The sequence below is a fragment of the Candidatus Uabimicrobium helgolandensis genome, assembly GCF_041508025.1.
Classification (GTDB): Bacteria; Planctomycetota; Uabimicrobiia; order Uabimicrobiales; family Uabimicrobiaceae; genus Uabimicrobium; species Uabimicrobium helgolandensis.
Genome location: NZ_CP165719.1, coordinates 1,697,462 through 1,722,571, shown reverse-complemented (window position 1 = coordinate 1,722,571; position 25,110 = coordinate 1,697,462). Strand labels below are relative to the sequence as shown.

At 35.0% G+C, this 25,110-nt stretch carries 18 protein-coding genes; 11 read left to right on the top strand and 7 right to left on the bottom strand.

Features of this window, described 5'->3' with window-relative positions:
* Window positions 1–86: 86 nt before the first annotated feature.
* From UABHE_RS06285 to UABHE_RS06260, 6 genes are all read left to right on the top strand, one after another.
* Window positions 87–2,390 (top strand): protein kinase, encoded by a 2,304-nt coding sequence (locus tag UABHE_RS06285; protein WP_372369404.1) that lies wholly within the window; start codon window positions 87–89, stop codon window positions 2,388–2,390.
* Window positions 2,368–4,245: an O-antigen ligase family protein gene (locus tag UABHE_RS06280; protein ID WP_372369403.1), complete on the top strand. Its 1,878-nt coding sequence runs from the start codon at window positions 2,368–2,370 to the stop codon at window positions 4,243–4,245. Before UABHE_RS06285 ends, UABHE_RS06280 begins: the two co-directional genes overlap by 23 nt.
* A 351-nt stretch (window positions 4,246–4,596) precedes the next feature.
* Window positions 4,597–5,478, top strand: a complete 882-nt coding sequence (locus UABHE_RS06275) for a HEAT repeat domain-containing protein (protein ID WP_372369402.1) — start codon at window positions 4,597–4,599, stop codon at window positions 5,476–5,478.
* A gap of 108 nt (window positions 5,479–5,586) precedes the next feature.
* Complete coding sequence (locus tag UABHE_RS06270) at window positions 5,587–7,530, top strand: OPT family oligopeptide transporter (RefSeq protein ID WP_372369401.1); 1,944 nt, start codon at window positions 5,587–5,589, stop codon at window positions 7,528–7,530.
* Window positions 7,531–7,751: 221 nt separating this feature from the next.
* On the top strand, window positions 7,752–8,246 hold the full coding sequence (locus UABHE_RS06265; protein ID WP_372369400.1) for a hypothetical protein: 495 nt from the start codon (window positions 7,752–7,754) through the stop codon (window positions 8,244–8,246).
* A 3-nt stretch (window positions 8,247–8,249) separates the two neighbouring features.
* A complete protein-coding gene (locus UABHE_RS06260) occupies window positions 8,250–9,314 on the top strand; it encodes a hemolysin family protein (RefSeq protein WP_372369399.1) in 1,065 nt (354 codons plus the stop codon).
* 63 nt (window positions 9,315–9,377) lie between these two features.
* On the opposite strand, the gene UABHE_RS06255 is transcribed toward UABHE_RS06260, so the two are convergent.
* From UABHE_RS06255 to UABHE_RS06230, 6 genes are read right to left on the bottom strand one after another with little or no spacing between them, the layout of a single operon-like run.
* Window positions 9,378–9,971 carry a class I SAM-dependent methyltransferase gene (locus UABHE_RS06255; RefSeq protein WP_372369398.1) on the bottom strand — a complete coding sequence of 198 codons (594 nt, stop codon included), beginning with the start codon at window positions 9,969–9,971 and terminating at the stop codon, window positions 9,378–9,380.
* A gap of 40 nt (window positions 9,972–10,011) precedes the next feature.
* Window positions 10,012–11,367 carry an endonuclease domain-containing protein gene (locus tag UABHE_RS06250; protein ID WP_372369397.1) on the bottom strand — a complete coding sequence of 452 codons (1,356 nt, stop codon included), beginning with the start codon at window positions 11,365–11,367 and terminating at the stop codon, window positions 10,012–10,014.
* Between the two features lie 9 nt (window positions 11,368–11,376).
* A complete protein-coding gene (locus tag UABHE_RS06245; RefSeq protein WP_372369396.1) occupies window positions 11,377–12,630 on the bottom strand; it encodes an AAA family ATPase in 1,254 nt (417 codons plus the stop codon).
* Window positions 12,630–14,105, bottom strand: coding sequence for a methylmalonyl-CoA mutase family protein (locus tag UABHE_RS06240; protein WP_372369395.1), 1,476 nt, complete (start codon window positions 14,103–14,105; stop codon window positions 12,630–12,632). The genes UABHE_RS06245 and UABHE_RS06240 overlap by 1 nt, the downstream gene beginning before the upstream one ends.
* 37 nt (window positions 14,106–14,142) lie before the next feature.
* Window positions 14,143–17,889: a HEAT repeat domain-containing protein gene (locus tag UABHE_RS06235; protein ID WP_372369394.1), complete on the bottom strand. Its 3,747-nt coding sequence runs from the start codon at window positions 17,887–17,889 to the stop codon at window positions 14,143–14,145.
* A gap of 4 nt (window positions 17,890–17,893) precedes the next feature.
* The gene (locus tag UABHE_RS06230; protein ID WP_372369393.1) at window positions 17,894–19,240 is read right to left on the bottom strand and encodes a serine/threonine-protein kinase; all 1,347 of its coding nucleotides are present in this window, start codon (window positions 19,238–19,240) and stop codon (window positions 17,894–17,896) included.
* A 366-nt stretch (window positions 19,241–19,606) separates the two neighbouring features.
* Here UABHE_RS06230 and UABHE_RS06225 point away from each other — a divergent pair, with 366 nt between their 5' ends.
* Genes UABHE_RS06225 through UABHE_RS06205 form a run of 5 tightly spaced genes read left to right on the top strand, consistent with a single transcriptional unit; the run spans window position 19,607 to window position 23,052 of the window.
* On the top strand, window positions 19,607–20,728 hold the full coding sequence (locus tag UABHE_RS06225; RefSeq protein ID WP_372369392.1) for an aminopeptidase: 1,122 nt from the start codon (window positions 19,607–19,609) through the stop codon (window positions 20,726–20,728).
* The gene (locus UABHE_RS06220; RefSeq protein WP_372369391.1) at window positions 20,715–21,098 is read left to right on the top strand and encodes an acyl-CoA thioesterase; all 384 of its coding nucleotides are present in this window, start codon (window positions 20,715–20,717) and stop codon (window positions 21,096–21,098) included. Before UABHE_RS06225 ends, UABHE_RS06220 begins: the two co-directional genes overlap by 14 nt.
* Window positions 21,095–21,988, top strand: coding sequence for a UbiA family prenyltransferase (locus tag UABHE_RS06215; protein ID WP_372369390.1), 894 nt, complete (start codon window positions 21,095–21,097; stop codon window positions 21,986–21,988). The genes UABHE_RS06220 and UABHE_RS06215 overlap by 4 nt, the downstream gene beginning before the upstream one ends.
* An 8-nt stretch (window positions 21,989–21,996) precedes the next feature.
* On the top strand, window positions 21,997–22,215 hold the full coding sequence (locus tag UABHE_RS06210) for a SelT/SelW/SelH family (seleno)protein (protein ID WP_372369389.1): 219 nt from the start codon (window positions 21,997–21,999) through the stop codon (window positions 22,213–22,215).
* A gap of 3 nt (window positions 22,216–22,218) precedes the next feature.
* Complete coding sequence (locus UABHE_RS06205; RefSeq protein WP_372369388.1) at window positions 22,219–23,052, top strand: hypothetical protein; 834 nt, start codon at window positions 22,219–22,221, stop codon at window positions 23,050–23,052.
* A 173-nt stretch (window positions 23,053–23,225) separates the two neighbouring features.
* Here the strand turns inward: UABHE_RS06205 and UABHE_RS06200 are convergent, their stop codons facing one another.
* Window positions 23,226–24,635 (bottom strand): tetratricopeptide repeat protein, encoded by a 1,410-nt coding sequence (locus UABHE_RS06200; protein ID WP_372369387.1) that lies wholly within the window; start codon window positions 24,633–24,635, stop codon window positions 23,226–23,228.
* Window positions 24,636–25,110: the final 475 nt, after the last annotated feature.

Genomic DNA, 25,110 nt, shown 5'->3' with positions numbered 1-25,110 from the left:
TAGCTAGTAACTAGCGTAAAATGTAGTTGATATTTTTGGTGACAGAAACACACGAATGTATTTAGTTTTAAGAAACTGGGGGAGCTATGAAGTTTTTCAAAAAAATTTTTAGTAAAAAATCAAAAGAAGATGGCGCATTAGATTTCGCTCCGCTGCCAATCCCCAAAGTGAGAAGTAAAGTAATGAATATGAGCGTGGGGAAGCTCAAAATAATAGAACAAATCGGCGAACTGTACCAGGCAATGCCTAATCGTCGCGCTCAGGTGTGGCAGGTTTTAAATGAGGATGGCTGCGAAGAATTCATTGCAACTGTCGCCCCAGGACAAGAAAATCAGCGTTGGGTCGAATCTCGGCTAGGGAGTGAAAATGTTCGTATTAAGTCCTGGAAAACCACAAAAGCAGAAGGGGCCTTACGAAAATACGGATCAAAATTTAATGTACTGCGTTTTGACACGATTCTTCAAGATCGTTACATTATTCGCAAACGCTTAGTAAATGATTCTTTTGTCGAAGTTTATAAAGCTTGGGATGAACAAAACAGCAATTTTGTATATTGCACTATATTTTTACCTCAAAAAAACATCAAGGTTCCAGAAGAGTTTATTCAACGAACATTTAGCACTGATAAGAAGCACAAAAAATATTTAGTCAACTCTCCAGAGAAGAGTATTTTAAATGTCCTAAACGAAGGTACATGTAAACCAACAGGTGCATTCTTCCCTTATCGCTTCAAAATACCACAAATATACTATGTGATTAGCGAATATTGCTCCGATGTTAGTTTTATTCATTTTGTAAATACTTGGCGTAGACATTTACCGTTGGAAAACATGTTATCAGTACTATCACAATTAACACATTCTCTTCTATGGCTAAAAAAACACGGATGGATTCATGGAAACATACGCCCCGAACAAATATGGATGGGAACAGAGGGAGAACAAGAAGGAAAATTGTATTTAAACGGCTTCAGTTTGCTAAAAGAAAAAAGTGATCATGAAAGCACAGCATTTCAACTTATTAAAAACACAGCTGGTTGTGGTGTAAATTCGTACATGTCGCCAGAGCAAGTAAAATACGAAAACGTGGGTTGTAATTGCGATCAATTTACAGTAGGAATGTTACTTGCTGAATTTGCTTTAGGTAAACATCCTTTCAAAGGAATGTCGGAACGTAAAATTTTTAATACTTTGAAAAAAGGCGTCGAAATTAAAGACGACACCGATGTACCACAGTGGCTTTCACAAGTTATTGAAAAATGTCTATCCATAGACCCTGAATATCGCTACCAAGATCTAAATGAAATCTTACAAGAGATAGCGATAAAATGGAAAGAAATGGAGTTAGGAGCCACAGGAGATACTTCTGTTCTTTTTGATGATGAAGAAAATATCGCACGTTTAAAATCAAGTACTCCTCTTTCAATTGTCGACGAAGTTTCCGATCCACTTGCAGAAAAAAAACCGAAGAAAACAAAGTCTATCTCAGAAAAAGAAAGAGTAACACCAAAAGTAACAAAAACCAAAGCGCGAGTCAACTCCACAGCAAAGCCCAAAAATAACCCAGAAGAAAAAGAATTTGATGATTTTAACGATGCTTTTAGCGAAGAGTTTGATGAAGATGAATTTGAAGAGCTCGAAATAGCAGAAACAAAAACAGTAAAAAAAGAACCTGAAAAACCAAAACCTCAAAACATGGCATTTCCACGCCCAAAACCAAAACAAAAACCAAAAGCCAAAAAAACAAAAACCAAAACTGATTCCAATAAACCACGAACTAAAGTTGACTCGACTAAGACCAAAACTGACTCGACAAAATCGCGTACCAAAGTAGACTCTAGTAAACCGCGAACAAAACCCAAAACCAAAACGGACTCAACAAAACCCCGTACCAAAGTTGATTCTAATAAACCACGAACTAAAGTTGATTCCAAAAAACCACGAACAACTACTCACAAAAAAATAGATTTCGCACAAGCCAAAACAATAGCAGACTCAGCAACAAAATCAACTACTCCTAGCAAACCCAAAACCCGTGTAGATACTTCCTCATCAACAAAAGAAATACTCAGCCGTGGACATGCTGAAGATTTAGATCAATTTGTTAATGAAGAAACAGCAATGATGGAGATTTTAGAAAAAACTTCCTCTTTCGGAATCAATAACATCGTTGTAAAAACAGAAAGTAGCGATCTGATGCGGATGACAGCAACAGATGAATTTGTCGATGACCTTCCAACAGAAGAAGATGAAAATTTATTTGATGAATTGGAAGATGAAAATTTTGACGATTGGGTTTTTGAAGAAGACGAAGATTTTGACGATGAAGATGATGAAGATTGGGATGTAATGGAAGCAAGTGGAAAAGATGATAAGAAAAAACCTGATTAGTGCGGCACTTTTCATTTTCGTTATCTGTGCTGTATATTTGAGCTTTAGTGACTCTTATCGTTTAGCTAACGTACCTAGCTATCTGTGGATTGCTAGCACTGCTGTCACTGTAAACATACTTTTCACAATCACACATAAGAAAATTGTCTATGGCAGTTTTCTTGTGATGCTTTTTTTAATATGGAGCATGTTGTCTGGTCTGTGGACTAATGATATTGGAGGTTATACCAGTGGTTTAGCGCGCGTTGGCACTTTTTTTTTATGTGTATCTGCCAGCGCTATTTTATTTTCCACTTATCAAAATCTAGCGAAGTTTGTTATCGAGTACATGCTATGTGCTTTGCTTATAGTACTTGTGTGTTATTATATTTTTTTTACACAACAAAAAGTAATGAACGGATTCTGCTATCCATTTGGCAATCCTAATTTCGGTTCTTCGGTAATATCATTTGCTATTATTTTAAGTATTGGAATCATCGTTCGTTACTATCAACAAAGCAAAGTTTTATTTTTTAGCGGTATTTTCTCATTTTTATGGCTTAGCTATTTTCTCATTATTCTTAAATCAGAAGCAACGGTACTCTCATTATTATTTTCATTAGGATTTAGCATATTTTTGATCTCCGCAAGAAAAAAAACCGTATTATGTTGCTCCTTTCTTTTTATAGCAGCACTCTTACCTTTTTATTCCACGATTCTACAAAAACTGTGGCCTTCTATTGAAATTCGCATATTTTTGTGGAAAGATACTTGTGCAATGATATTTAATTCTTCGAGTTCTTTAGTTTGTGGTTGGGGGACAGGAAACTTCCCTTTTGTATTTCCACAATTTCGTTCCTCAGAAAGTTTTTCAGCTATCTATAGTGCTAATTTTATCGATTACCCTCATAATTACTTACTCGAAACCATCAGCGAAACAGGTGTACTAGGGGCGGCAATTGTCGTTGCTATTTTTGCCAGTACTTACATTGGTCTATTTAAGAAACATCGTCAACAAGGTTTTGGAACACATTCTCTATTTGCCGTTATTGTTTTATTCCTTTTTATCCACAGTCAAACATCAATTGTTTTTTCTTTTGCAAATATTCAATTTCTTTTGGCAATTATAATTGGTTGGCATATAAGCTCCAACTGCGACAAAAATTCATATTCACCACAACGATTTTTACAAATTGCCTATTGTATGCTTTTGGTTGCATTTATAAAAATTTGTATATGGGACATGTCATCATTTCATCGCGACTACAAACATGCTGAAAAAATTAGTCGCACGAACTCTTACCAAGGCATGGAAAAAATGCTAACAATAGAACCGTCATACTACCAAGATTTTTATACTTTGCTATGGCAACACAATTTAGGAACCCTCCTTGTCGCTAATTATGAAAAATCTCCGCGATTAGTACTTGAAAGTATTTCGATATTAGATGATCTTCATAAACGCATCCCTGGCTATGGTTTTTACTTTCTACGTAAAGCCATATTTTATGCTAAGCAAGGAAAACGAGAACTTACTGATAAAAATTTCGTAGCTTTTTGCCAAAAAAACCCTTTCGATAACAGTCTATGGAACTATTGGCAACATGCAGTTCGCCAAAAAAAAGCTTCTTTTTCTATTTTTGAAGAAAACGTTAAAAACGTATTTTCTAAATATCCGAAAGATGGGACAATTATCATTGCACAAGCAATGCTTCATATCCTTAAAAACGAAATCAACGAAGCGAGAAACCATTTAACTGCAGCACAAAAATGGAGTTTCAATCGCGGAAATCGTGGCAGAGAAGTGCTCCAATGGAGCAATCAAATAAAAAAAGAATTATCTGCTATAAAAAAAATAGACAAAAAAGAAAATTAATTAAGTACAAACGTAGGTAAATGGAGTCTATTTATACAGATGAGAGCATTATACATCCTAACGTTAGAAAGTTTTTGTAGGGCGTATCCCTAAAAAAAATGTCTATTAATACAAATGAAAGCGTCTTAGTTATTAAGGATTATTTTTGATGTTGTAAGTTAGCAATTTCACCACATTGTATCTAGTGTTAGGTAAATCAAGGTACTTGTAAACAGATCTGGCGAGTTGTAAAGAGCAGGTTCTAGATTTTTTGTTTTTTCCTTTTCGCCAACGAATCACTTATGCTAACATACAACAACATCTAAGATTGAAGGTTCTTTTATGGGGCTGTGGCAAAACCACGGAAAACGAATGAGAAATATAATAATTATAGCTGTACTAGGTATTATCGTGTTTGGTTGCAACACTAAACCAGAAAAAGAAGACATCAAATGGGATGAGATTAAAACTACCCGAGATGGTCTTGATGATGCCTCCTTTAACAACAAACTGTTTGTAGATATGGATTCACTTTTAACCGAATGGAACAAAGCGCAGAAGTTACGCGATCACGGAAACATTCATTCGGCAGAAAAAAGATTACTCGATTTAACGCGCGGACACTTTAGTGAAGTAGTTGGTGGATTATCCGAAGGCGACGAAGGCCAAAAAATAATTGCCTCTGCTGCTTTGGGATTTTGCGAAGATATACGCGCAATTCCGTACTTATTATCAGCTTTAAACGATCAAAATGAAGAAGTACGTCGCAATTCAGCGATGAGTGTTGGAAGTATTGGTTATGCAGACACTCCCCACGAAGCACTATTTGGAGCTTTGGGTAGTGAACAAAATGATAATGTTCGCGGCATGATTTATTTCGCACTTTCGCGTATTGTCACCGAAGAAAACGATCATGATGCGCTTCCAGTTCTAATTAAAGGACTTGAAGAAAAAAATGCACAATCACGTAATCATGCACTTATTGCTCTTGCTATTGTTGGAAATTCAAGTGCTGCAAGTACAATTGCAGAGAAAACTCTAAGTGACAAAGACCCCACAGTTCGTTACAACTCTATTCGCGCTTTAGGAAAAATTGGAAGCCGTAGTTTCGTTCCTCAAGTAAAGAAAAAATTAAATGATCCTGTCTTGCCAGTAAGAAAAATGGCCGCTTTTGTTTTGAAAAAATGGACTGGTGAAGAATATGATGTAGAGTTTCTAAAAAAAGAAGATTCTGCAAAAGAAAAAAGCGAATAGAGTAAAATTTGTAAATACAAATCAGGTAGCGATAAGAATATTACAAATCTAAATTCAATTTAAGCTACCAGATGCACTTTGGTATTAATTTTTAGAAAGGCATCTTTCGTGAACGATGACAAGTCTCTACCCGAAATTACACTTAAGGCAGTGATCTTAGGTATCTTTTTATCTATTATTTTAGCGGGAGCTAACGCATATCTTGGCTTATTCGCAGGTCTTACTGTCTCTGCATCTATCCCCGCAGCTGTTTTATCTATGGCCATTTTAAAGTTGTTCAAAGAATCGAACATTTTAGAAAACAATATCGTACAAACCGCTGCTTCTGCCGGTGAATCTCTAGCTGCTGGAGTTATATTTACGTTGCCAGCTCTTGTTATATTAGGTCACTGGCAAGGTTTCGACTACATGCAAACAACTGTGATTGCCGCTCTTGGCGGGATCATCGGTGTTCTATTCACTGTTCCTTTGCGCAAAGCACTTATTGTCGAAGAAAATTTGCAATTCCCAGAAGGAATTGCAACAGCAGAAGTTCTCAAAGCTGGAGATAAAGGTGGAGACAGTGTAAAGTACATGGTCACCGCTGGTATTATCGGTGCACTATTTAAATTCGGTGAAACTGGTTTAAAAGCCTGGAGTGGCACAGTTGAAATTGCTAGTAGGGTAGGGAATGGTATATTTTATCTCGGATCAAATGTTTCACCTGCTCTTGTATCTGTGGGTTACATTGTCGGGCTCAACATTGCCATACTTGTCTTTGTTGGTGGTGCTCTCAACTGGCTCGTTGCAATTCCAGCATTTGCACTTTTGAATCCGTGGCCAATTCACGATTGGGGATGGGCAATCCCTATATTCTCTATCGTACACGATTTGCCTGATAAAAGCGCCTTAGATTGGGGATGGGAAATTTGGAGTGGACATACTCGTTATCTTGGTGTTGGAGCAATGGCTGTTGGTGGATTATGGGCACTATTAAACTTAATTAAGCCTATTACCAAAGGTATATATGCCAGCTTACAAGCGTACAAAAACAAAAAGGCTGGCGAAGTTTTACCAAGAACAGAGCAAGATACACCAATTACCTGGGTTGCCTTTGCTTTAGTGCTATCTTTAATACCAATTTTTGTCTTATATTACTATGTTATCGGTGAACCAATACCAGCAGTAATCATGTCCGTAGTAATGCTAATTGCTGGATTTTTATTTTCAGCTGTAGCTGCATACATGGCAGGCCTTGTTGGAAGTTCTAACAATCCGATTTCTGGTATTACTATTGCTACAATTCTGTTTACATCACTACTTTTATCTTATATGATGACCGATAGCGCAAGTGGCCCTGCAGCAGCAATTTTTGTCGGTGGGGTAGTATGTTGTGCAGCAGCAATAGGTGGAGATAACTTACAAGACTTAAAAGCCGGACACATTGTTGGCGCAACACCATGGAAGCAGCAAATCATGCAAATGATAGGTGTTGTTTCTGCTGCATTAGTTCTTGCACCTATACTTATGTTAATTGACAAAGCTTATGGAATAGGCGTCAAAACTGCTGAACATCCCGATCCTCTTCTCGCACCACAAGCGAGCTTAATGGCTTCTGTTGCCAAAGGTGTTTTCGAAGGTGGGTTACCATGGTTACTTATCGGTATCGGCGCTGCTATTGCTGTTGTTATCATTATTCTTGACAAAATTCAAGAATCGCGCAAATCAAACTTCCGTCTTCCTGTTCTTGCAGTTGCCGTAGGTATATATCTTCCTATAGAGCTAGCAGTTCCGATTTTAATCGGAGGAATTATTGCTGCTATTTCTCAGAAAGCAATTGCTAAAATAAGCGATAAAGCAGAAGGAGAAGCAACGCAAACAAGAGCTTTATTGTTTGCTTCTGGTTTAATAACAGGCGAAGCCCTTGTTGGTATTCTTATTGCAATACCAATTGTTATTACAGGTAAAAAAGATCTTCTTTCTTTAGGTGTCTCTTATAAATTTATAGGTGTAAGTTTATTAGCACTTGTAGTTATAATGTTACTCCGCTCAGCTCTACCAAAGAAAGCTTAGAGTGCCGCGAAAAATAATCTATCGAATTTTATAGCTTTTATTTAGAGTGTTCTGTGAATAAAAAATAGCAGCTATAATAAATAAAAAGATCATGTAAAATAATATATTATTTTTCAGCTATATCTCTATAGTACAAAAATGAAGGCACACATATATGTGTGCCTTCATCTATAACAATAACCCAATGCTCTCGACAGAGCTTAGCATTAGAAAGGAACAACATGGGGTTTATTGTAGAAGTTGAAAGTCCAATGGAAAAAGTCTGCTTGTTCAAAATTCAAGGAGAATTAGATTCAGGAAGTGTAGACACTTTCATTGAAAATATCCAAATGGCATTCAACGAGGGAAATCGCTACTTTATCTTAGAAGCGAAAAATCTCAAACAAATTTCGCGTGACTCATTTGCAAGTTTTACGCAATCAATACGAACAAATTTTCCTGAGTGTACTTTTTTGTTTTGTGCGATGAATATGATTTTAAAAGCAAAAATCGAAGATTACGCTAATCCATTTACTTTTTTCGAAACAGAACGCGGCTGTTTAGATTTTCTGGGTACACACCTAGGTGAATTCGGCGTATCGTCTAACTCAGAAAAAACCCAAGAGCGATGTGCAGCTGCAACAGTTGCCATGACAATTCCAGAAAACTTGCGCCAACTTGTAGAAGAAGAAGATCGCAAAAGAAGAGAAAAACAGCAAGAAAAGGACAATGCGTAAGCAATGTTAATCATAGAATTAGGTATAATCGTATTTTTAGTTGTTATTGGTTCTGCACTTTGTTCATGTTCTGAAGCAGCTTTGGCTTCCATTTCGTTGTTTCGCGTACAACAACTCGCTGAAACAAAGAAAAAAGATGCATTGGCACTACACGAAGTTAAAAAAGACATTGGACGTGCTTCAAATACAATTGTGGTATTTAACAATGTTATCAACATAGTTGGTAGTATGACAGTTACAGCTGTTGTAATTGAAGCATGGGGAACAATTTGGTTAGGTGTATGCTCTGGTATTCTAACAATGCTCATCATATTATTTGCCGAAGTTATTCCCAAAGTGATAGGTTATACCTATTCTGAAAAAGTATGTTTACTCATTTCTCGACCACTAAAGATTCTTATTTTTGTTATGGCACCAGTGCTTTATATTTTAAACACAATTACTGAAGCAATTACTCGTAATCAAGCAAATAAAGTGACAGAGCGCGATGTACTCACTATAATAAAAGCCGCATATCGCGATGGCAAGATAAACGATAGCGAATATGAAATAGCCAAACGCGTATTCTTTCTCAACGATAAAATGGTAGGTGGATCAGATACTCCTCGTACAGTAATGACTTACTTAAAAGCGGAAGATACATTAAAAGAGTGTCTAAATAAAATTATCAAATCTCCTCATAGTCGTATGCCAATTATTGGAGAATCTATCGACAATGTCATAGGCATTGCTCTAAAACAAGAGCTAATGACAGCGATTATTGAGGGTAATGAAGATAAACAAGTAAAAGACTTTAGTAAAAGCACTCTTTTTGCATACAAAAGTAAATCTTTAGAGTCACTACTACGAGAATTCATGGATCAACAACAACATATGGCGATTGTTTTAGATGAATATGGCGGAGTTGAAGGTGTAATAACCTTAGAGGATATACTTGAAGAACTCATGGGTAAAGAAATCGTAGACGAAACTGATCGCGTTGACGATCTTGAAATTGTCGCTAGGGAAAAAGGCGAAAAAAAACTCACTTCCACAATCAAAAAACAAAAAGTTGAAGACAGCACGTAAAATGAACGTTCTTTACGGTAGTAATATACTTCTACTACTGTAAAGAGATTCACTTTACTTATCTTATTCTATTTTTTCATAAACACTAACATTATTACCCATCCACATGTGAGGTGCTTTAACCTTTTTGAATTTTTCTAAAAACTGGCCTGTCCTTTTACGATTATAAGCAAAACCAATTTCTTGTAGCTTTTTTTTCCAATATCTTTTAGGTTGCTCATTCACATGATGGTGCCCCCCCTGAAATGGATCTGCGGCGGAGAGAATTAAAGTATTGCTAAATTGGGTAATATTTTCTAAAAACTGTGGTAAAAATTTTTCTTCTATGTGTTCTGCAACTTCCAAGCATAAAGCAACATCGAAATCCCCCCAAGTATTTTCAAAAGGCACAGTAAAATCCCGAAGCGTAATCTTAATGGGAAAACAGTTTTTATAAGCTGGTTGAACACCATCAAGGGAAAGTACCTCTATTCCTTTTTGTTGGTAAAAATGACTGTAAGTACCACACCCGCAACCAATATCAACCAGGCTCTTAAACTGAAGTTGTTCTAATAAAATATTAGCTACAACCTGCGAAGATGCTACATAACTTTCGTTATAACATCCCCACTCGTTAAAAAAAGAATCGTCGTAAATTTGTGATAAATTTGGCATCATAACTTAGTACTCTATTGTCCATTTTTTATTAAAATCACTCTCAATTAATATTATTTAGCAACAGCTCTTTTTCATCTGGTTCTAATAGGTGATTTTCAGAGAATAGCAAAGCATTTTCTACATAAGTATCTGGCAAGGTAAGTTTTGGCAATATCTCTTGAGTGAAATGAGCAACAACAACATCATTTTGCCATTCAACTTTATTACTCAGAATAACAAAGGCAGCGATAGTCTCTTCCGATTCTCCAATACACGAAAATGGTTTGTGAGAACCATACCCCATAATCTCTAAAAATCCAGATATTTGCTCTTGTTCATTAAGTAAATTTTTACCAAAAATATCAATAAGCTTCTCTTTAGACATAAAGGGAGCCATCATCGCAAAAACAAAGCGACATTTTGCACAACTTAAACACCACCTTACATCACTCAATGATTTAGTTAAACGAAAAGCAGTAGTGCAACTTGCAAAAATATCGTGATAAGGCTGACATTTTCCACAAAAAACCTTTGAAATCATCAACTCTGATAAAGGGCGTAAAAAAGAAAAATAACGGAGATTCTCGAGAATATTCTCTTGTAGATAACTAGATATATCTTTTTCAAATTCAAGACTTTTGCTGTATTGATGATTAATTTCAATACCGTCATGCCATAAATTTCCAATATTTGCTGACCTCTCATTGGACATAACAATGTAATTAAAATCGTAAAGAACAGCTGCCACTGCTATTGCAAAAGAAATAATTGCAGAAATAGGAACATGTCCGTTTAAAGCACCGAGCTCGTTGAGCTCTAAAATAAGCGGCGAAATTTTACGCTTTATTACAATATGCGGTAACTTTGCAACTTCAGCAGTTTTAATAATAGGAGAAGCATTACCAACGGAAATAAGCAGTAGTGGAATGGATAATTTTTTTAGAGTTTCAATCGTCACAATAGAGTCTTTTCCTCCACCAACAGGTACCGCCATACGATTACCTAATTCAATTTTGGAAGCAGAAGGAAAAGGTTCATTAACATACGGAAAAGAAATATGCCCTTGCAAATCTACTTTATTTTTATACGCGAACTCCCCCAAACCGTACAAATATAACTTATTAAAAAAACGAGCGGTCTCAGGAGAGATTACATAGTTTTCAATGGTAATTTTATTGGGAATCGCTGCTTTATAGTAACTAATGCCTGCTGCCAAGTGAAGGTTTTTCAAACAGGCTTCTAAAGCTTCACGTTTTTTATCAGTTAAAGCAAATGTAGGAACTGGAAATGAAAATTCTTCTGTAAAAATATGGTCGTTATCAAAAGCGTAACGCAAGTATACTGTATAAGTTTTTTCGTCAAACTTCCAATCGAGAAATCGAAATTCTTTAATAGTTTTTGGGTTAAAAGTATCCATAGTAATTCTCTAGTTCTTAGCCTCATAATATTTTTGGTTTGCATCTACGGCAACAATTTGCTTTTCAGGATAACGCAAAGCACATAATTGTCCACCGCAAACCACATTTAAATTGATATTTATGGTATGATTTTTCCAACATGCTGTTTCTGTGTGAGGATGTCCATATACAATGTGCGATTTTCCATAATAATTTTTATACCAGTCATCAACGTGAGCACTACCATGAATACAAAAAGACTGTATTTTTTTATTTAATTGTCCAATCCACTTCCCTAGAATTCCTGCATGAGAGACAACAAGCTCTCCATCAGCAAGTATTAAATACACTGGTGATTTTTCATATAGCTCTTCAAATTGCATCACAAATTTAGATTTTTGGTGATCAGAAAGCTTTTCAAGTTCGCGAATCATTGGTTCTAAGCTACTCTGAATTGCAGTGTCATTATTTCTAAAATAATTATAGAGTTTTTCGCACTCATCTCCCGGTAAATAGTAAGCGCAATTATTTTGGCACATATCATATACTAACTGGAAGGTTGCAATATTATGTGGTCCTTTAGTACAAATATCACCAAGTATTACAATTTTTCTTCGTTTGTAATGATAATATATGCCTTCATGATTTTTTTGGTATTCTAGCTGACCTAACAATTTTTGCAGTTCATTATAACAACCATCAATACTACTAATAATATCAAAAGGACCTAAATCATTTTTTTCAACATTGGGATGAGTGTAGCGAAAGTGTGAAGAGTGTGTTTGTTCTACATCGTTGTAAATGATAACTTGATCATATTGTTCTTGCTCTAACTGAACTTTAGTTTTTTGCAAATCTTTATGTTGTCTTGTTATAACTTGTTCACCAACAGCGCGATTTTTACGCTTTTTATCTTGGTCAATACAAACCTGTAACGGTAAATCAAATAGAACTAAAACAGTATTAAATTTATATTTTTCAGCTAATTTAGTAAGACGCTGTCGATATTTTCTTTTTAATGCCGTTGAGTCAGCAATGGTAGGATAACCATTTTTCAGTCTTTTATCTATAATAGTGTAAAACACCTCAAAAGCATCGTCTGAAACCCTTTGATTGAAATGCGAGCCACAAATGAGCCGCCGACATTCATCTGTTGAAACGCGCGTACTTTCAGAAAAATTTTTCTTCGCAAAAGTAGATTTACCTGATCCAGAGACACCAACAAGTATAATCAAAGAATTATAACCTAGAGCTATATTTTTTTTGCTTTGTTCAAAACTCATCAATCCATTTCCGACAACATTGTGACACTAATTTTTTCAACCTTTACTGCACACTTAGAACGTGTAAAGCAAAGTGATTTAGCAACACTATTGTAATCATGCGTAGTGAGCGATTTTTTGACTTCTTTGGCAGAAGTCAAATCTCCTATTGTTTTTTCGATATGTGTATCTTCAACAACCTTTTTCTTTATAGCTGCTGAGTCTTTTCTGTATTTATTCACTCCGACGAATATCATCTTTTTTAGCAAAATATCTTGTTGCTTTTTTTTTCTTTGAGCCGCAATTCTTTCTTGAATGTAATTCCGACGCAATGCTTCGCAAAACCCACCTTCTTTTTCTATTTTTTGTATAGCAGACCAAGCACGAGTGGCAAGTTCATTAGTTAGGTATTCAATATAATAAGAACCTGACGTAGCGTTTAGACATTCATCAAAAAAAGCTTCTTCTTTTAATATATGGTGTATATTTTTTGCTACGCGCACAGCCATGTTTGACGCATCAGGATAATCGTAAGGATAAACAGTAAGAGCACTGCAACCAGAAACAACAGCGGCCATAGCTTCGATTGTTGTTCTAATAATATTCGTATGTCTATCTTCTAAAGATTTGTTCCACATACTTGTCGTTGCATGTATCCTAACAGGAAAAGATTTTGGCAAATCAAACTGTGAAGCAATATTTGCCCATAATAATTTTGCAGCACGCAGTTTAGCAATTTCCACAAAATAATTTCCCGAAACATTAAAACGAAATTGCATATTGCTAATTATTTGCTCGTGAGATAAACCAAGATTACTTAATTGATCGCAATATTCAATTGCTGTAGCAAAAGAAAAAGCCAATTCATCAACATAACTACATCCCATTTCTTGAAAACTTTGGCCTTGAATAGTGATTCCTAAAAAATTAGGCATATCAAGAGTATTTTCAACAACATTTTTACAACGTAAAAAATCTTCTTTTTCACATAATTCACTGCGAGAAAGTAACTGGACAATAGGGTCGTTGTCTATGCTTCCACAAATATTGAGATCGTATTTTTCTTTATATATTTTTATCAATTCAAGTACAGAAATAGCATGAAGATTTCCAGCAAAGTATACATTTGCTTCGTTTAAATTTATTTTCTGCAGTAAAAAATCCAAATCTTTTTCAATAACAATACCATTGTTTCCACAGTAGTCGTCAAAAATCAATTCAATATTTTTCTGCCCGTAGTCAAGCAAAGAAGTAATAGAAGTGTTGTTATTTACAGGAATAAACGGAATCCAAGAACTTGATCGATACATAGATTCTTTACTACGACAAAAAGGACTAAAATTATCACTAGTTTTTTGGTAAAAGGGCTCTACAGTAATGTCGTCATCTACTTGAGAGATAATTTCAGAAAAATCGCGCTCTTTTAATTCTTGGGAAATTTTATTCCTCCACTCTTCACTAGAGACAGATGGAAATTCTGAAAATAACGAGCACATAGTTTTTTATCTCCTTTTTATTTTTTCTTAGAATCTCTTAATCTTCACTGCGAACTTGTGAGCTTTTTTTTTCTTGAACTGGTAATTTTTTTTCAATAACCTTCTCTTGAGAAAAAGTCATGTCATCGACAGCTTCTCCAAGGGAAACATCTCGACTAGTCAAACGTAAACCGCTACAACTCTCCGTTTCAAAACCTAAAGCGTATTGTGGTGCTATTTTGCGTATGCTCTTATTTTCAGGCAAAGAAAGATCACTTATTTCTTTAGTATCAATGCGCTTAGTCAACTTAAAAGATGACGTGGTCTTTTTGGAAAGAGCAAAATATTTATCGCTATCTTCTTTTTTCAATTGTAATTTTTTATTTTGCGGCATACTCAGATAAGAGCTAGTAATTTTTTTGTTAATTTCTCGTACATTAAAATCCTTAGCCACAGAATGCATCAAGTTATAAATAGCTTTAGAACCTAGTTGCTCCAAAATTTCTGCGCAGCGGTAACTGATGGAAGAAGGTCCATTTACAAAATAGTGTATAAGTTTATTTGTCGCTTTTTTTCCTTTACGCGTAACAATTGCTTTACATACTTTACGTACTTTGCGATTAGGATGGGCTAAAGACTCAATAAATATATCAATATCATCTTCAACACGACAACTTATATGCTGAAGTCCATCTACACACACATCTACAAATGGTAAATCTAAACTATTTGCACACTCCATTAGACAAGGTATAATAAAAAGCGCTTCTTTTTTACTATAAACAACTTCTCGTAATCTTTTACCACATATCATCCGTACACGTGGATGGCTATGTTTTAAACCTGCGCACAACAAACTACTTGAGTGTGTTTTTTTAATTACGAGTAACACCTTTTTCAAAACATCTTTATTAGTGCAATTTTCTATTTCACTAAACAAAAATGGAATAGCGATGTCTTTTAATCTTGTTAGCGCTAATTCAACAGCGGAACTCACAATATCATTATTGTCTGCTAAAGTTAGGGTAAGTGTTCGTATAATATGTTTATCTGCATAACAAAATGTACTAATAATTTGTACACTTGCCACTTGAAGTTCTGGATTGTTACTTTTAAGTAAAAGTAATAAGTGAGCTATTATTTTTTTTATGCTTTTGCGATTTGTTTTTGGTACTTGCGCCAAAACTTTCAAACAAAGCAATTGATAGTAAACATAGCGACTTTGCAACTGTTTGAGTAAAAATTCTACATGTTTATTATCGAGTTGCTCAGGGGTAATCGAGCTAATATAGGTAATACGCATGCTGATACTAGTGTCTCTAACCTGTGCCAAACTTTTGCGATTTTTTTTCTTACTTTCAAGTACTATACTCCAGAACTGCTGCGTATTTTCATCAAAATTTTCAATTGTTTTCATGAATTCCAGAGCATCTTTAATAGTAAAAATTTTCATAAGCGCCAAGCAATTAGCGTATTCAATGCGAACATCTCGATATTTCTCTTTGTAACCATTACTAATAAGTCCGATTGTCTTGCTATCAATAACATTTATCTTCGTCAATGCTCGCAATATCTGTACGCGAGTTTCACTATCTCCATCTTTTAAATTTTGATAAATCGCAGGAATACAATTTACTCCCAAAAGAGGTAACAAATCCCACTCTTTATTTTCAACTAAGAACCAAGCGTAATTCTCACGCGTATTGGCTTGCCACTCTAAGTTTTTTAGTGCTTTTGCACATATACGACGATATTTTTTGCTACGCATGTTCTTTAATCCTAGAATTAAAAGAGGAAGATAAACATCAAAATACTCCCTATCTTTTTCTACGATTTTTATACAAGCAATGCGAATGCGGTTGTTGTTATCTAACAATAAATATTCAACAATGTCCCGTGCTTCTTGATAGTTTTCAGAAAGATACGACCAATTTTCTTTTGCTGCTTCCCACCATAGAGCCTGTTCTTTATTTTTGGGAGACCACTTCAATGAAAACAATGAGTCGGCGCAGCTTTTGCGTACAGAACTATCGCGATCAATAAGTCTTTCCACTAAGTTATCTAACACTTGGGGAATAGGTTGCCCTATTTTACCTAAAGATTTAGCACATGTTTTGCGCACAAGCGGATGAACATCGTATAGTCCGGTAATAAGCGCTGAAATCTCTGTGCTTCCACGATTTTTTGTGCCAAGCGCAAATGCGCATGCATATCGCACTTTATAAGCAGAGTCAACGAGTCCTGAAAGCAAATAAGGAAGTACCTCATTACTGTAGGGTAGCATTTTTCCTAAAGCAAAAGCACACATTTCGCGTACATCGCTATCATTACAATCAAAAAATTCAACAAAAATAGAAGCAGTACTTTCTAATGCTCGAGAAACAGAAGCCAGTACAGATAAACACCTCTTTTCAAGAGCAACATCATTACATGTTCTAAGAACATTTATCACAATAGGAAACGCTGCATAATACTCTTCACCGTAAAAAGAATCCAGGTGTTTATAATCACCGTCAAATAAATCCAAAAGTGCAACTATTTGTTCTTCACACCATATTTGTTCTAATGCTTTCGCTATTTTTTTACGTAATCCACGTTCTTCTGGATTTAGAAGAAGCATGTATGTAAGAAGTACTGCGGTATCGTCATGTGCTGAATGTACAACTAAATGATTAATTAAGTAACTCAACCATTTTTTATTGCGCGTACAACAAAGTGCTTTTGCTAATTTTTCATTAGAAGGTAACGGTAGTGCTGTTAAAAATCCAGGGATCTCATTAGCAATTAGATGTATAGGAAAAGGTTTCAATTTGCGTACTATCTCAACCGCAATATCTTCTATCGAATATTGTTCAATCAAATCAGTGATCTTTTGTAAAGCACCAATAATCTCACTGCGATGTAAAGAATGTCGTTGAAAATGTTTACCATACCACCAATCTTTGGCATAATACTTCAGTGCACTAAACTTCTTCTTCGCTCCACCACGACTACTGTATATTTTGTCTACAACCTGAGACATAGAAGGTAACCTATGTTCTTTTTCAGCTAGCATAGATGAGCACAATTCCCATAAAAACGGGTCATACTGTAACGCGGATAAAGCATTTTGTTTTTTCCAGAAGTCAGTGATTTGATCGCCAATTTTTCTTCCAGTAATCATTTCAAATAAAATAAGTCCCAAAGCAAAAATATCTACACGCTTATCTAGTTTTTGATTTAGAAGCTGTTCTGGAGCACAATAATAAAACGAGCCAACTACATCACCTTTTTGCGTTAGAAATATTTCGGGATCTTTTATTGTTCCAAAATCGCCTAATTTTGGTTTATTATGCCCATCAAAAAAAATATTCTCAGGTTTCAAATCGCGGTATACACAATTTGTTTTGTGAAAATAATCAAGTGCACTTGCAATTTCAACAATGATGTTGAGAGCTTCATGTTTTCCAATACGAAAATCTTTATTCAATTTATCGCGTAGTGTACCACCTTCGCAGTATTCCATGCTGTAATACGGAATAGTCATATCCTTGTCATACTCGAGTTCACCACGCGAAATACCTCTAACTATCCGCGGATGGCTCAAATTAAAAACAGTATCTCTTTCCACCTGGAAGCGCATCATAAACTCCGCCATCTTGTTTTTAGAAGATAGGGAAGGAATTTTCAAGCATACTTTTTTTCCTTGGTAAATAGCGCTGTATACCCAACCCATACCACCTTGCGCAAGAACCTGCGTTCTTTGATAACACTCTGGAAAAAGCGTCAATATATTTTCTGGTAATAATTCATCATCAAATAGCATAATCTCACCGACTATATAAATTACTGGCAAATGGCTCTAAAGATTTAATTAGTTTTTCACAAGTCCAGCGTTTTACTGGGTTTGGGTTAAGAGTATTTTGAATAATTTTTTCTAATTTTTTGACGGCTTTAATAATTTTTTTAGGCTGTTTAAAATCAACGATGTTCATACGTCTAACTAAATGAATTTTTGACGGATTGTGATAGTACATTCTTGCTTGTTCGGGATTGGAAAAAAGAGTTTCCCCAGTTAAACACCAATAAAGAGTCGCTCCTAACGAATATACATCTTCTTTTGGATCAGAACAGAAACGTATTTCATTAATAATTTTATCTACTTCTTGCCAACTCTCATTATCTATTTTTTGAGATTTGCGATACACCCATTTGTCAAAAAATAATTTTGCCTTTATTTGTTTGATTTTCTTTCTTAAAGGCTTCATTTTTGTGGGATATTCCAGTAAAGGTTTTCTTGCATTTCGTAAAAACTCCTCCCAAGACTTTTCTTGTACATCTTTTTGTAAATGTAAAAGATCAATAAATGATAGAGCAGTTCCTGGATCCATAAACGGTGGTGTTCCAATATTAGAAGCCATACTACAAATTGTTCGCAAGTATCCTTCCGCTTCTATTCTTTGGGCAATTCCAAAATCAATCAAAATAGGCACATCATTGCTTATGATAATATTTGTTGGTTTGATATCGCGATGAACTAAACCTTTTTTGTGTAGAGCTTGTAGTGCTTTTGCAATAGTACAAATATAATTGACATTACTTTGCAAAAGTTGGTCAAGTTTTTTATTTTCTCTACGACACATATCATACCAGTACAAACCCTTGCGCAAAGCAAATTCTTTTAGCGAACGTCCCTCTACATATTCCATAATAAGGCATATAGCATCTTCTCGAAACAAATCGCCGAATTTTTCAATACGTAAATCTTGGTACTTCACAACATTAGGGTGAACCTCGTGTAGCCTTTTGAGAACTTCTCCTTCTCGAAGTAATCTTCTGTTCTCGCCACTAGCAGCAGATACCAATTTAGCTATTTTAAAAGCAACAACCTTTTCTTCCTGTGCATCCCAAAAAGGATATACTTCTCCCATACCACCACTACCAATAGGTGTTTTACAGATAAGAGCATAACGGTTATCAATAGAATTGGTGTTGCTGTTTATTTCTTTTGCCCCTTGCACTTCCCACACTTCTTTTATAAAAGAATATATATTGTGTGGGTAATTGTACATTCGTCGTAAAAAAAAATCAGTTTCTTCTGTTAATTTTTCCTGGGAATGCAAATAATGTAAATTGACTTCGAGCAATTCTCTTTTGTTGTAGTTACCTATATACATGATGATTGCATTTCGTTTGCCGGATTTTATTAGGATGTTCGTCTAAATTATATTTAAACTATGACTACACGCGAAGCAGATCTGAAATATCGCGTATCCTAGAATTTTTTTGTAACATCTTTTATTTGACGTGGTTTTTCCAAGACTAATGACATTTTAAATTTTTATAATGCGAGTTATTTTAAGGAGTAGCGAGGCAACTTGAAAGTATAAAGTTATGCATTACAATTGAAAAGTAACAAAGTTAATCTCTAAAATAGCCAAATTATAAGGAAGACAAATGTCAATGTGCCCTATATAATCATAACACAAACACAAGTTAATATACAATTAAAAAGCTGTTCTTGTACTAAGGCATTAAAAAAAATGAATAATATTAATTTTCCTCATATTTCAGACATAGACAAAGTTGCTGAACACATAGTAAATAAATGTCTGAGAGTAAAACCAAACGAAATTGTCAATATCCGCGGTGGTATACATCAGTACCCTCTACTAACAAAAATACAAATTTATGTTCACAAAAACGGTGGATATGGAATCCTCGACATACGTGACGACGAAACAACCATCGCTTTAATAAACGAAATAGATGATGAGCACATTGGGAAAATCCCCAAAGGTATACGTGATTTACAAGACCAAGTAGATGTGGAGTTTATACTTTATCCGAACTATTCGCTAGCCGCAGACCGTCGTAAAGATTTAAAGAAAAATGCTTTGCGAAATGAGCGTATTGCACAATACGACAAAGAAAGAAAATCGCGAGCACTGATAATGGAATGGCCTACAGCTCCCAAAGCGGAAACATACGGAATATCTCTAGAGAAATTAGAAAAAATATATTGGAGTGCTTTTTGGGCTGATCTTGATAAGTTAACTTCGGAAGCAGCCGTTATTAAAAACAAATTGCAAGGGGCCAAAAAAGTTACCATCACCTCTGAAAATGGTAAAACATTGGAATTCGCCATCAATGATCGCCCTATATGGGTAGATACTGGTTGTTTTACAGAAGATTTAGTCGCAGCTGGCGATTTAACAAAAAATTTACCTTGCGGAGAAGTATACTGTTCTCCTATAGAAGATTCAGCCAACGGCAACGTATTGTTCCAAAAGGTATTTCACAATGGTAATTGGATACGTGACTTAGAACTTACCTTTACTAATGGCCGTGTTTCTCAAGTAACAGCAACTGAAGGTAAAGAAATTTTCGAAAACGTTCTTAAAATGCATAGTGGTGATAAGGACTGTATCGCAGAACTTGGAATTGGTTTAAATCCAAACGTTCCAGAAACAATAGGTAATACACTACTCGATGAAAAAGTCGTAGGTTCTATACACATTGCTATTGGTAAAAATACAATGTACGGCGGAATAAATAAATCTTCGCTACACTGGGATCTTGTCGCTATGCACCCTTCTGTCACCGCTGACGACAAAACGATTATGTCTAAAGGTAAATTGGAGTTAACAAATGGATCGCAATGACCAACCAAGTATACGTCTAACTATGTTGCCAAAAGACACCAACGGTGTGGGCACTATTTTCGGTGGTGTTATTTTAAGCAATATCGACCTCGCAGGAGCAATAGAAGCAAGACGTCACACTTCTCAAAAAGTAGTTACAGTTTCTCTAAAAGAAGTGACTTTTATTTCGCCAGTCTTTGTCGGAGATATTGTAAGTTTTTATACCGAAACAACCAAAGTAGGAAAAACATCGATCACTATCCAAGTACGCGTAGTTGTTGATCGTTGGAAAGATGGATTTCAAACAACATTAGATGTAACAGAAGCTACGGTGGTTTATGTTGCCATAGACGAAAATAACAAACCAATTGTGATAAATAGCTATATATGAAAGCGTATTTTACTCTACTAAGACCCTTTACTCTACTTGCTCCTGCTATTGGAATTATGAGTGGTTCGTTTGTTGCTTGGGGAGTTGGGTATAAGTCATTTAGTGATCCGTGGTGGTGGATTTTATGTAAAATACTTTTAGGTGGTTTTACAGGTGCTATTCTCAATGGTGCTAGTAATGCCTTAAATCAAATCTACGATTACAAAATAGATTGTATAAATAAACCACAACGTCCTTTACCTTCGGGAAAAATAACATTAAAATCAGCATGGATTGTGTCTATTGCCCTTTATATTCTTTCCATCTTAATAGCAATCTCTTTAAGCTATGAATTCGCAATAATGGTATTCATCGCTGCTTTTTGCACGCTTATTTATTCTATGCCACCACTGCGTACTAAACGTTATTGGTGGTCAGCAACGATGACAATCGTCATTCCTCGTGGTTTACTTATGAAGGTCGCAGGGTGGGGAATTTTACTGCCTATTTGGTACGTAGAAGCCTGGTACATCGGACTTATTTTTGCTCTGTTTTTGCTAGGAGCAACATCAACTAAAGATTATGCTGACATGGAAGGTGATAAACATGGAGACTGTATTACTTTGCCAATAGCTTTCGGAGTTACAAAAAGCGCATGGCTAATTTCTCCATCATTTATCATCCCATTTTTATTATTTCCTTTAGGAGTATACTTAGAGGTTCTACATGGAAATGCCTATGTGCTTGTATTTTTGGGTATATCATTATGTCTATGGGGAAGTTACGTTGTATACTTGATACTACGCGATCCACATTCACTAACCACCACTGAAAATCATCCATCATGGCAACATATGTATTTGATGATGATTTATGCGCAAACAATTTTAGGCTTTGCTTATTTTATATAGGAAAACACATGAAAATATCGATAGAATACTGTAAACAGTGAAATTATTACCCTACAGCGGCCAGTTTGGCCGCAGAATTGCAAAAGCATTTTTCCATTGAAGCAAAACTTATCGCTTCTGGAGGTGGTGTTTTTGAAGTAGTCAAAAACGGAGAGCTAATTTTTTCCAAAAAAAAATTAGGACGTTTTCCTGAAGACAATGAAATTGTAAATTTAATAGAGAAATAAATCATGCAAAAATGTATAGTTACAATATTTTGCATTTTTGTTTTTGGGTGCACTAGTGTGCCCAAAAACAAAAACCCAAAAGTCCAAGTAACACTGAGTGATGGACAAAAAATAGTTGGACTACTATCAACCACAGAACTTACTCTAAGCAGTAGCCTTGGGGAGCTAAAATTCTCAACAGCGGATGCCGGAGAACTAGGACTTTTTGGCAGCGAAAATATCGAACAATCAGAAAATAAAGTCAGGCTATGGTTGCGTAATGGTAGTGAATTTGTCGGATTGTGGCAAAAACCATCTATTAATATGCTTATGGAGTTAGGCGGTAAAAAGCAGCAAATTCAAATTCCAATTAGTAAACTAAAACGCATGCAATTCCAAAGTAAGGAAGTTTGGCCCACGCAAGCCGTTTTTCGTATTCTTACTCACGAAGGTGATGATTTTTTTGTTGATGTCACGAAAACGCAAATGATTTTTGCAAATGAAATGGGAACTTTTGTGCCATTTCTCTCTGAAGTATCGCAACTTCAAAAAAGTGATAACAATTGGCGTATCTATTTACAAAACGGTAGCGTATTTATTGCCAAACTACAACAAGAACACTTAGATTTACATTTAACCATGGGACCACGAAGACTTGCAGTTCCTTTAACCGCCATCAAAATGATGAACCGCGAAGAACTTCTCAAGCCGAGTAGTCAACGAATGGGACAATCGATGGACTCGCCTAGTTATCAGCCTACTGATGATGGATTATCTATCGATGAAGAAAATAGTTTCTTTTCTAACGAAATGCAAAAAAACGCAAAAGACCAAAGCAACTTTTTTCAAAATAACTAGGATATCTCCACGAAGAAATGTAGTGTAAAATAATATACTCAATGCAGTATATTACTTTACACCGCTTCTCTAAATCATCCACAATTTGAGTAATTTTAGAGGAAAAAACTGCCAAAAATTTTTCTGGAACAATATTTTTAGCGGCATTTGCCATTCTCATATACTGGATAACACTATTTATTGTTCAGTTCCTTATTTTTTTGAAAATCAATTCGGGCTTTGCCAATTTGACCTAAAGAAGAATAACACAAACCTCGATTATGATAAGCACTAGCGTAATCATTTTTGATTTTTATTGCTTTGGTATAATCAGCAATTGCTTTACTATACTGACCTAAATCATGGTAACATAAACCTCTATTATAATATTCTACTTCTGTAGGACTAACTCTGATAACCTCATTGTAATCAGAAATTGCTTTGTGGTATTTTTTCAAATATAAATAACATAATCCTCGGCGACTCAAGATAAACACATTACCAGAATCAATTCCAAGTGCTTTATTGTAATCAGCAATTGCCTTATTGTACTTATTTAAGTCTAAATAACAATCACCACGACTGTGATAATAATATGAGTCACTAGAGTCCATTTCAATCGCTGTGCTATAATCAGCAATAGCTTTATTATATTGCCTCAGCTCACTATAACACTTGCCTCGTTTACCAAAATAGTATGCGTCATGAGAATCAACTTCAATTGCTTTATTGTAATCAGTCATTGCTTTGTTATACTCATTCAACTTTTGATAAGCAAAACCTCGGTTGCAATATAGATCTGCATCATCAGGATCAATTTCAATTGATTTATTATAATCGGCAATTGCTTTGACATATTTCTTTAAATCAGAATAAAGATCTCCCCTATTCCTGTAATAGTATGCATCGCGAGGATCTACTTTAATTGCCTTAGTGTAATCAACGATTGCATTGTCGTATTTCTCTAGATTGCGATAACAATCACCTCTATTATTGTAGTAGTATCCATCGCGAGAATTGATTTCAATCGCTTTACTATGCTCAATAATTGCTTTCTTGTATTGCTTCAAATAGTAATAACATATACCCCGATTGTTATACCCATCTGCAGAAGAAGAATCGATCTTAATCACTTGACTATAGTCAGCGATAGCTTTATTGTATTTTTCTAAACTACTATAAATATCGCCTCTATTGTAATATGAATTTTTACTGTTAGAGTTAAGATTAATTGCTTTAGTGTAATCAGCTATCGCTCTATCGTATTGCTTCAAGTCGTGATACTCATTTCCTCGATTGTGGTAAGCATTCCAGTCTTTAGGATTAACAGTAATTGCTTTACTATAACTTGCGATTGCCATCATTTTTTCTTGATTTTTACCAAAAAAACGCAACCTTTCTAAAAAATCAGAAGAAAAACTTTTCATTAATTGAGAATGGACGCTTTCATCCAATTCAAAATCAATGCCATTTTCATTAATTTGATCAAATATTTTCTCTTCCGAAGTTCCTGATTTCTTCAATGACTCTAAATCTTTTACAGTCATTTTTTCTGCATATATCATCGTAAAACACGAAAAAATTAACACCAAAACATATTTCATCGTTTATCCTTTATTAAAGTTATTACCAATTAGAGAGATCCCTCATTGTAAATTAGAATAATAGATTTCTATGCTATCTATTAGAATTTACCTCAATTCTTCTCTCATAATCCACATAAATTTTACTTTTCAAACCATAACAACATAAAACATTCAAGTATAGTATGGAGTAGTAAATTATGCATATACTTGTATAATTCTTCTAGTTTTTTTGATTATCGAGAAGCGATTTCTGCGGACATCATTTTGTCTTAAATTTCTAATGCTTTTTTAAAATTTTTTTGGGAAAATAAAGAGATCTCGTTTAGCACGTAACTAGAACACTGAATACTTTTGTTTCAGTATCAGAGCAGCGAAAGACACCAAGTGCTTATAAATACTACATTTTTAAAATTTTGGATTTTATTTAGAATTCATAAGCTCAGATATTTTAAAAAGTATTAATTTCTGGGCAACTAGGAGTGGCATAGCGTAT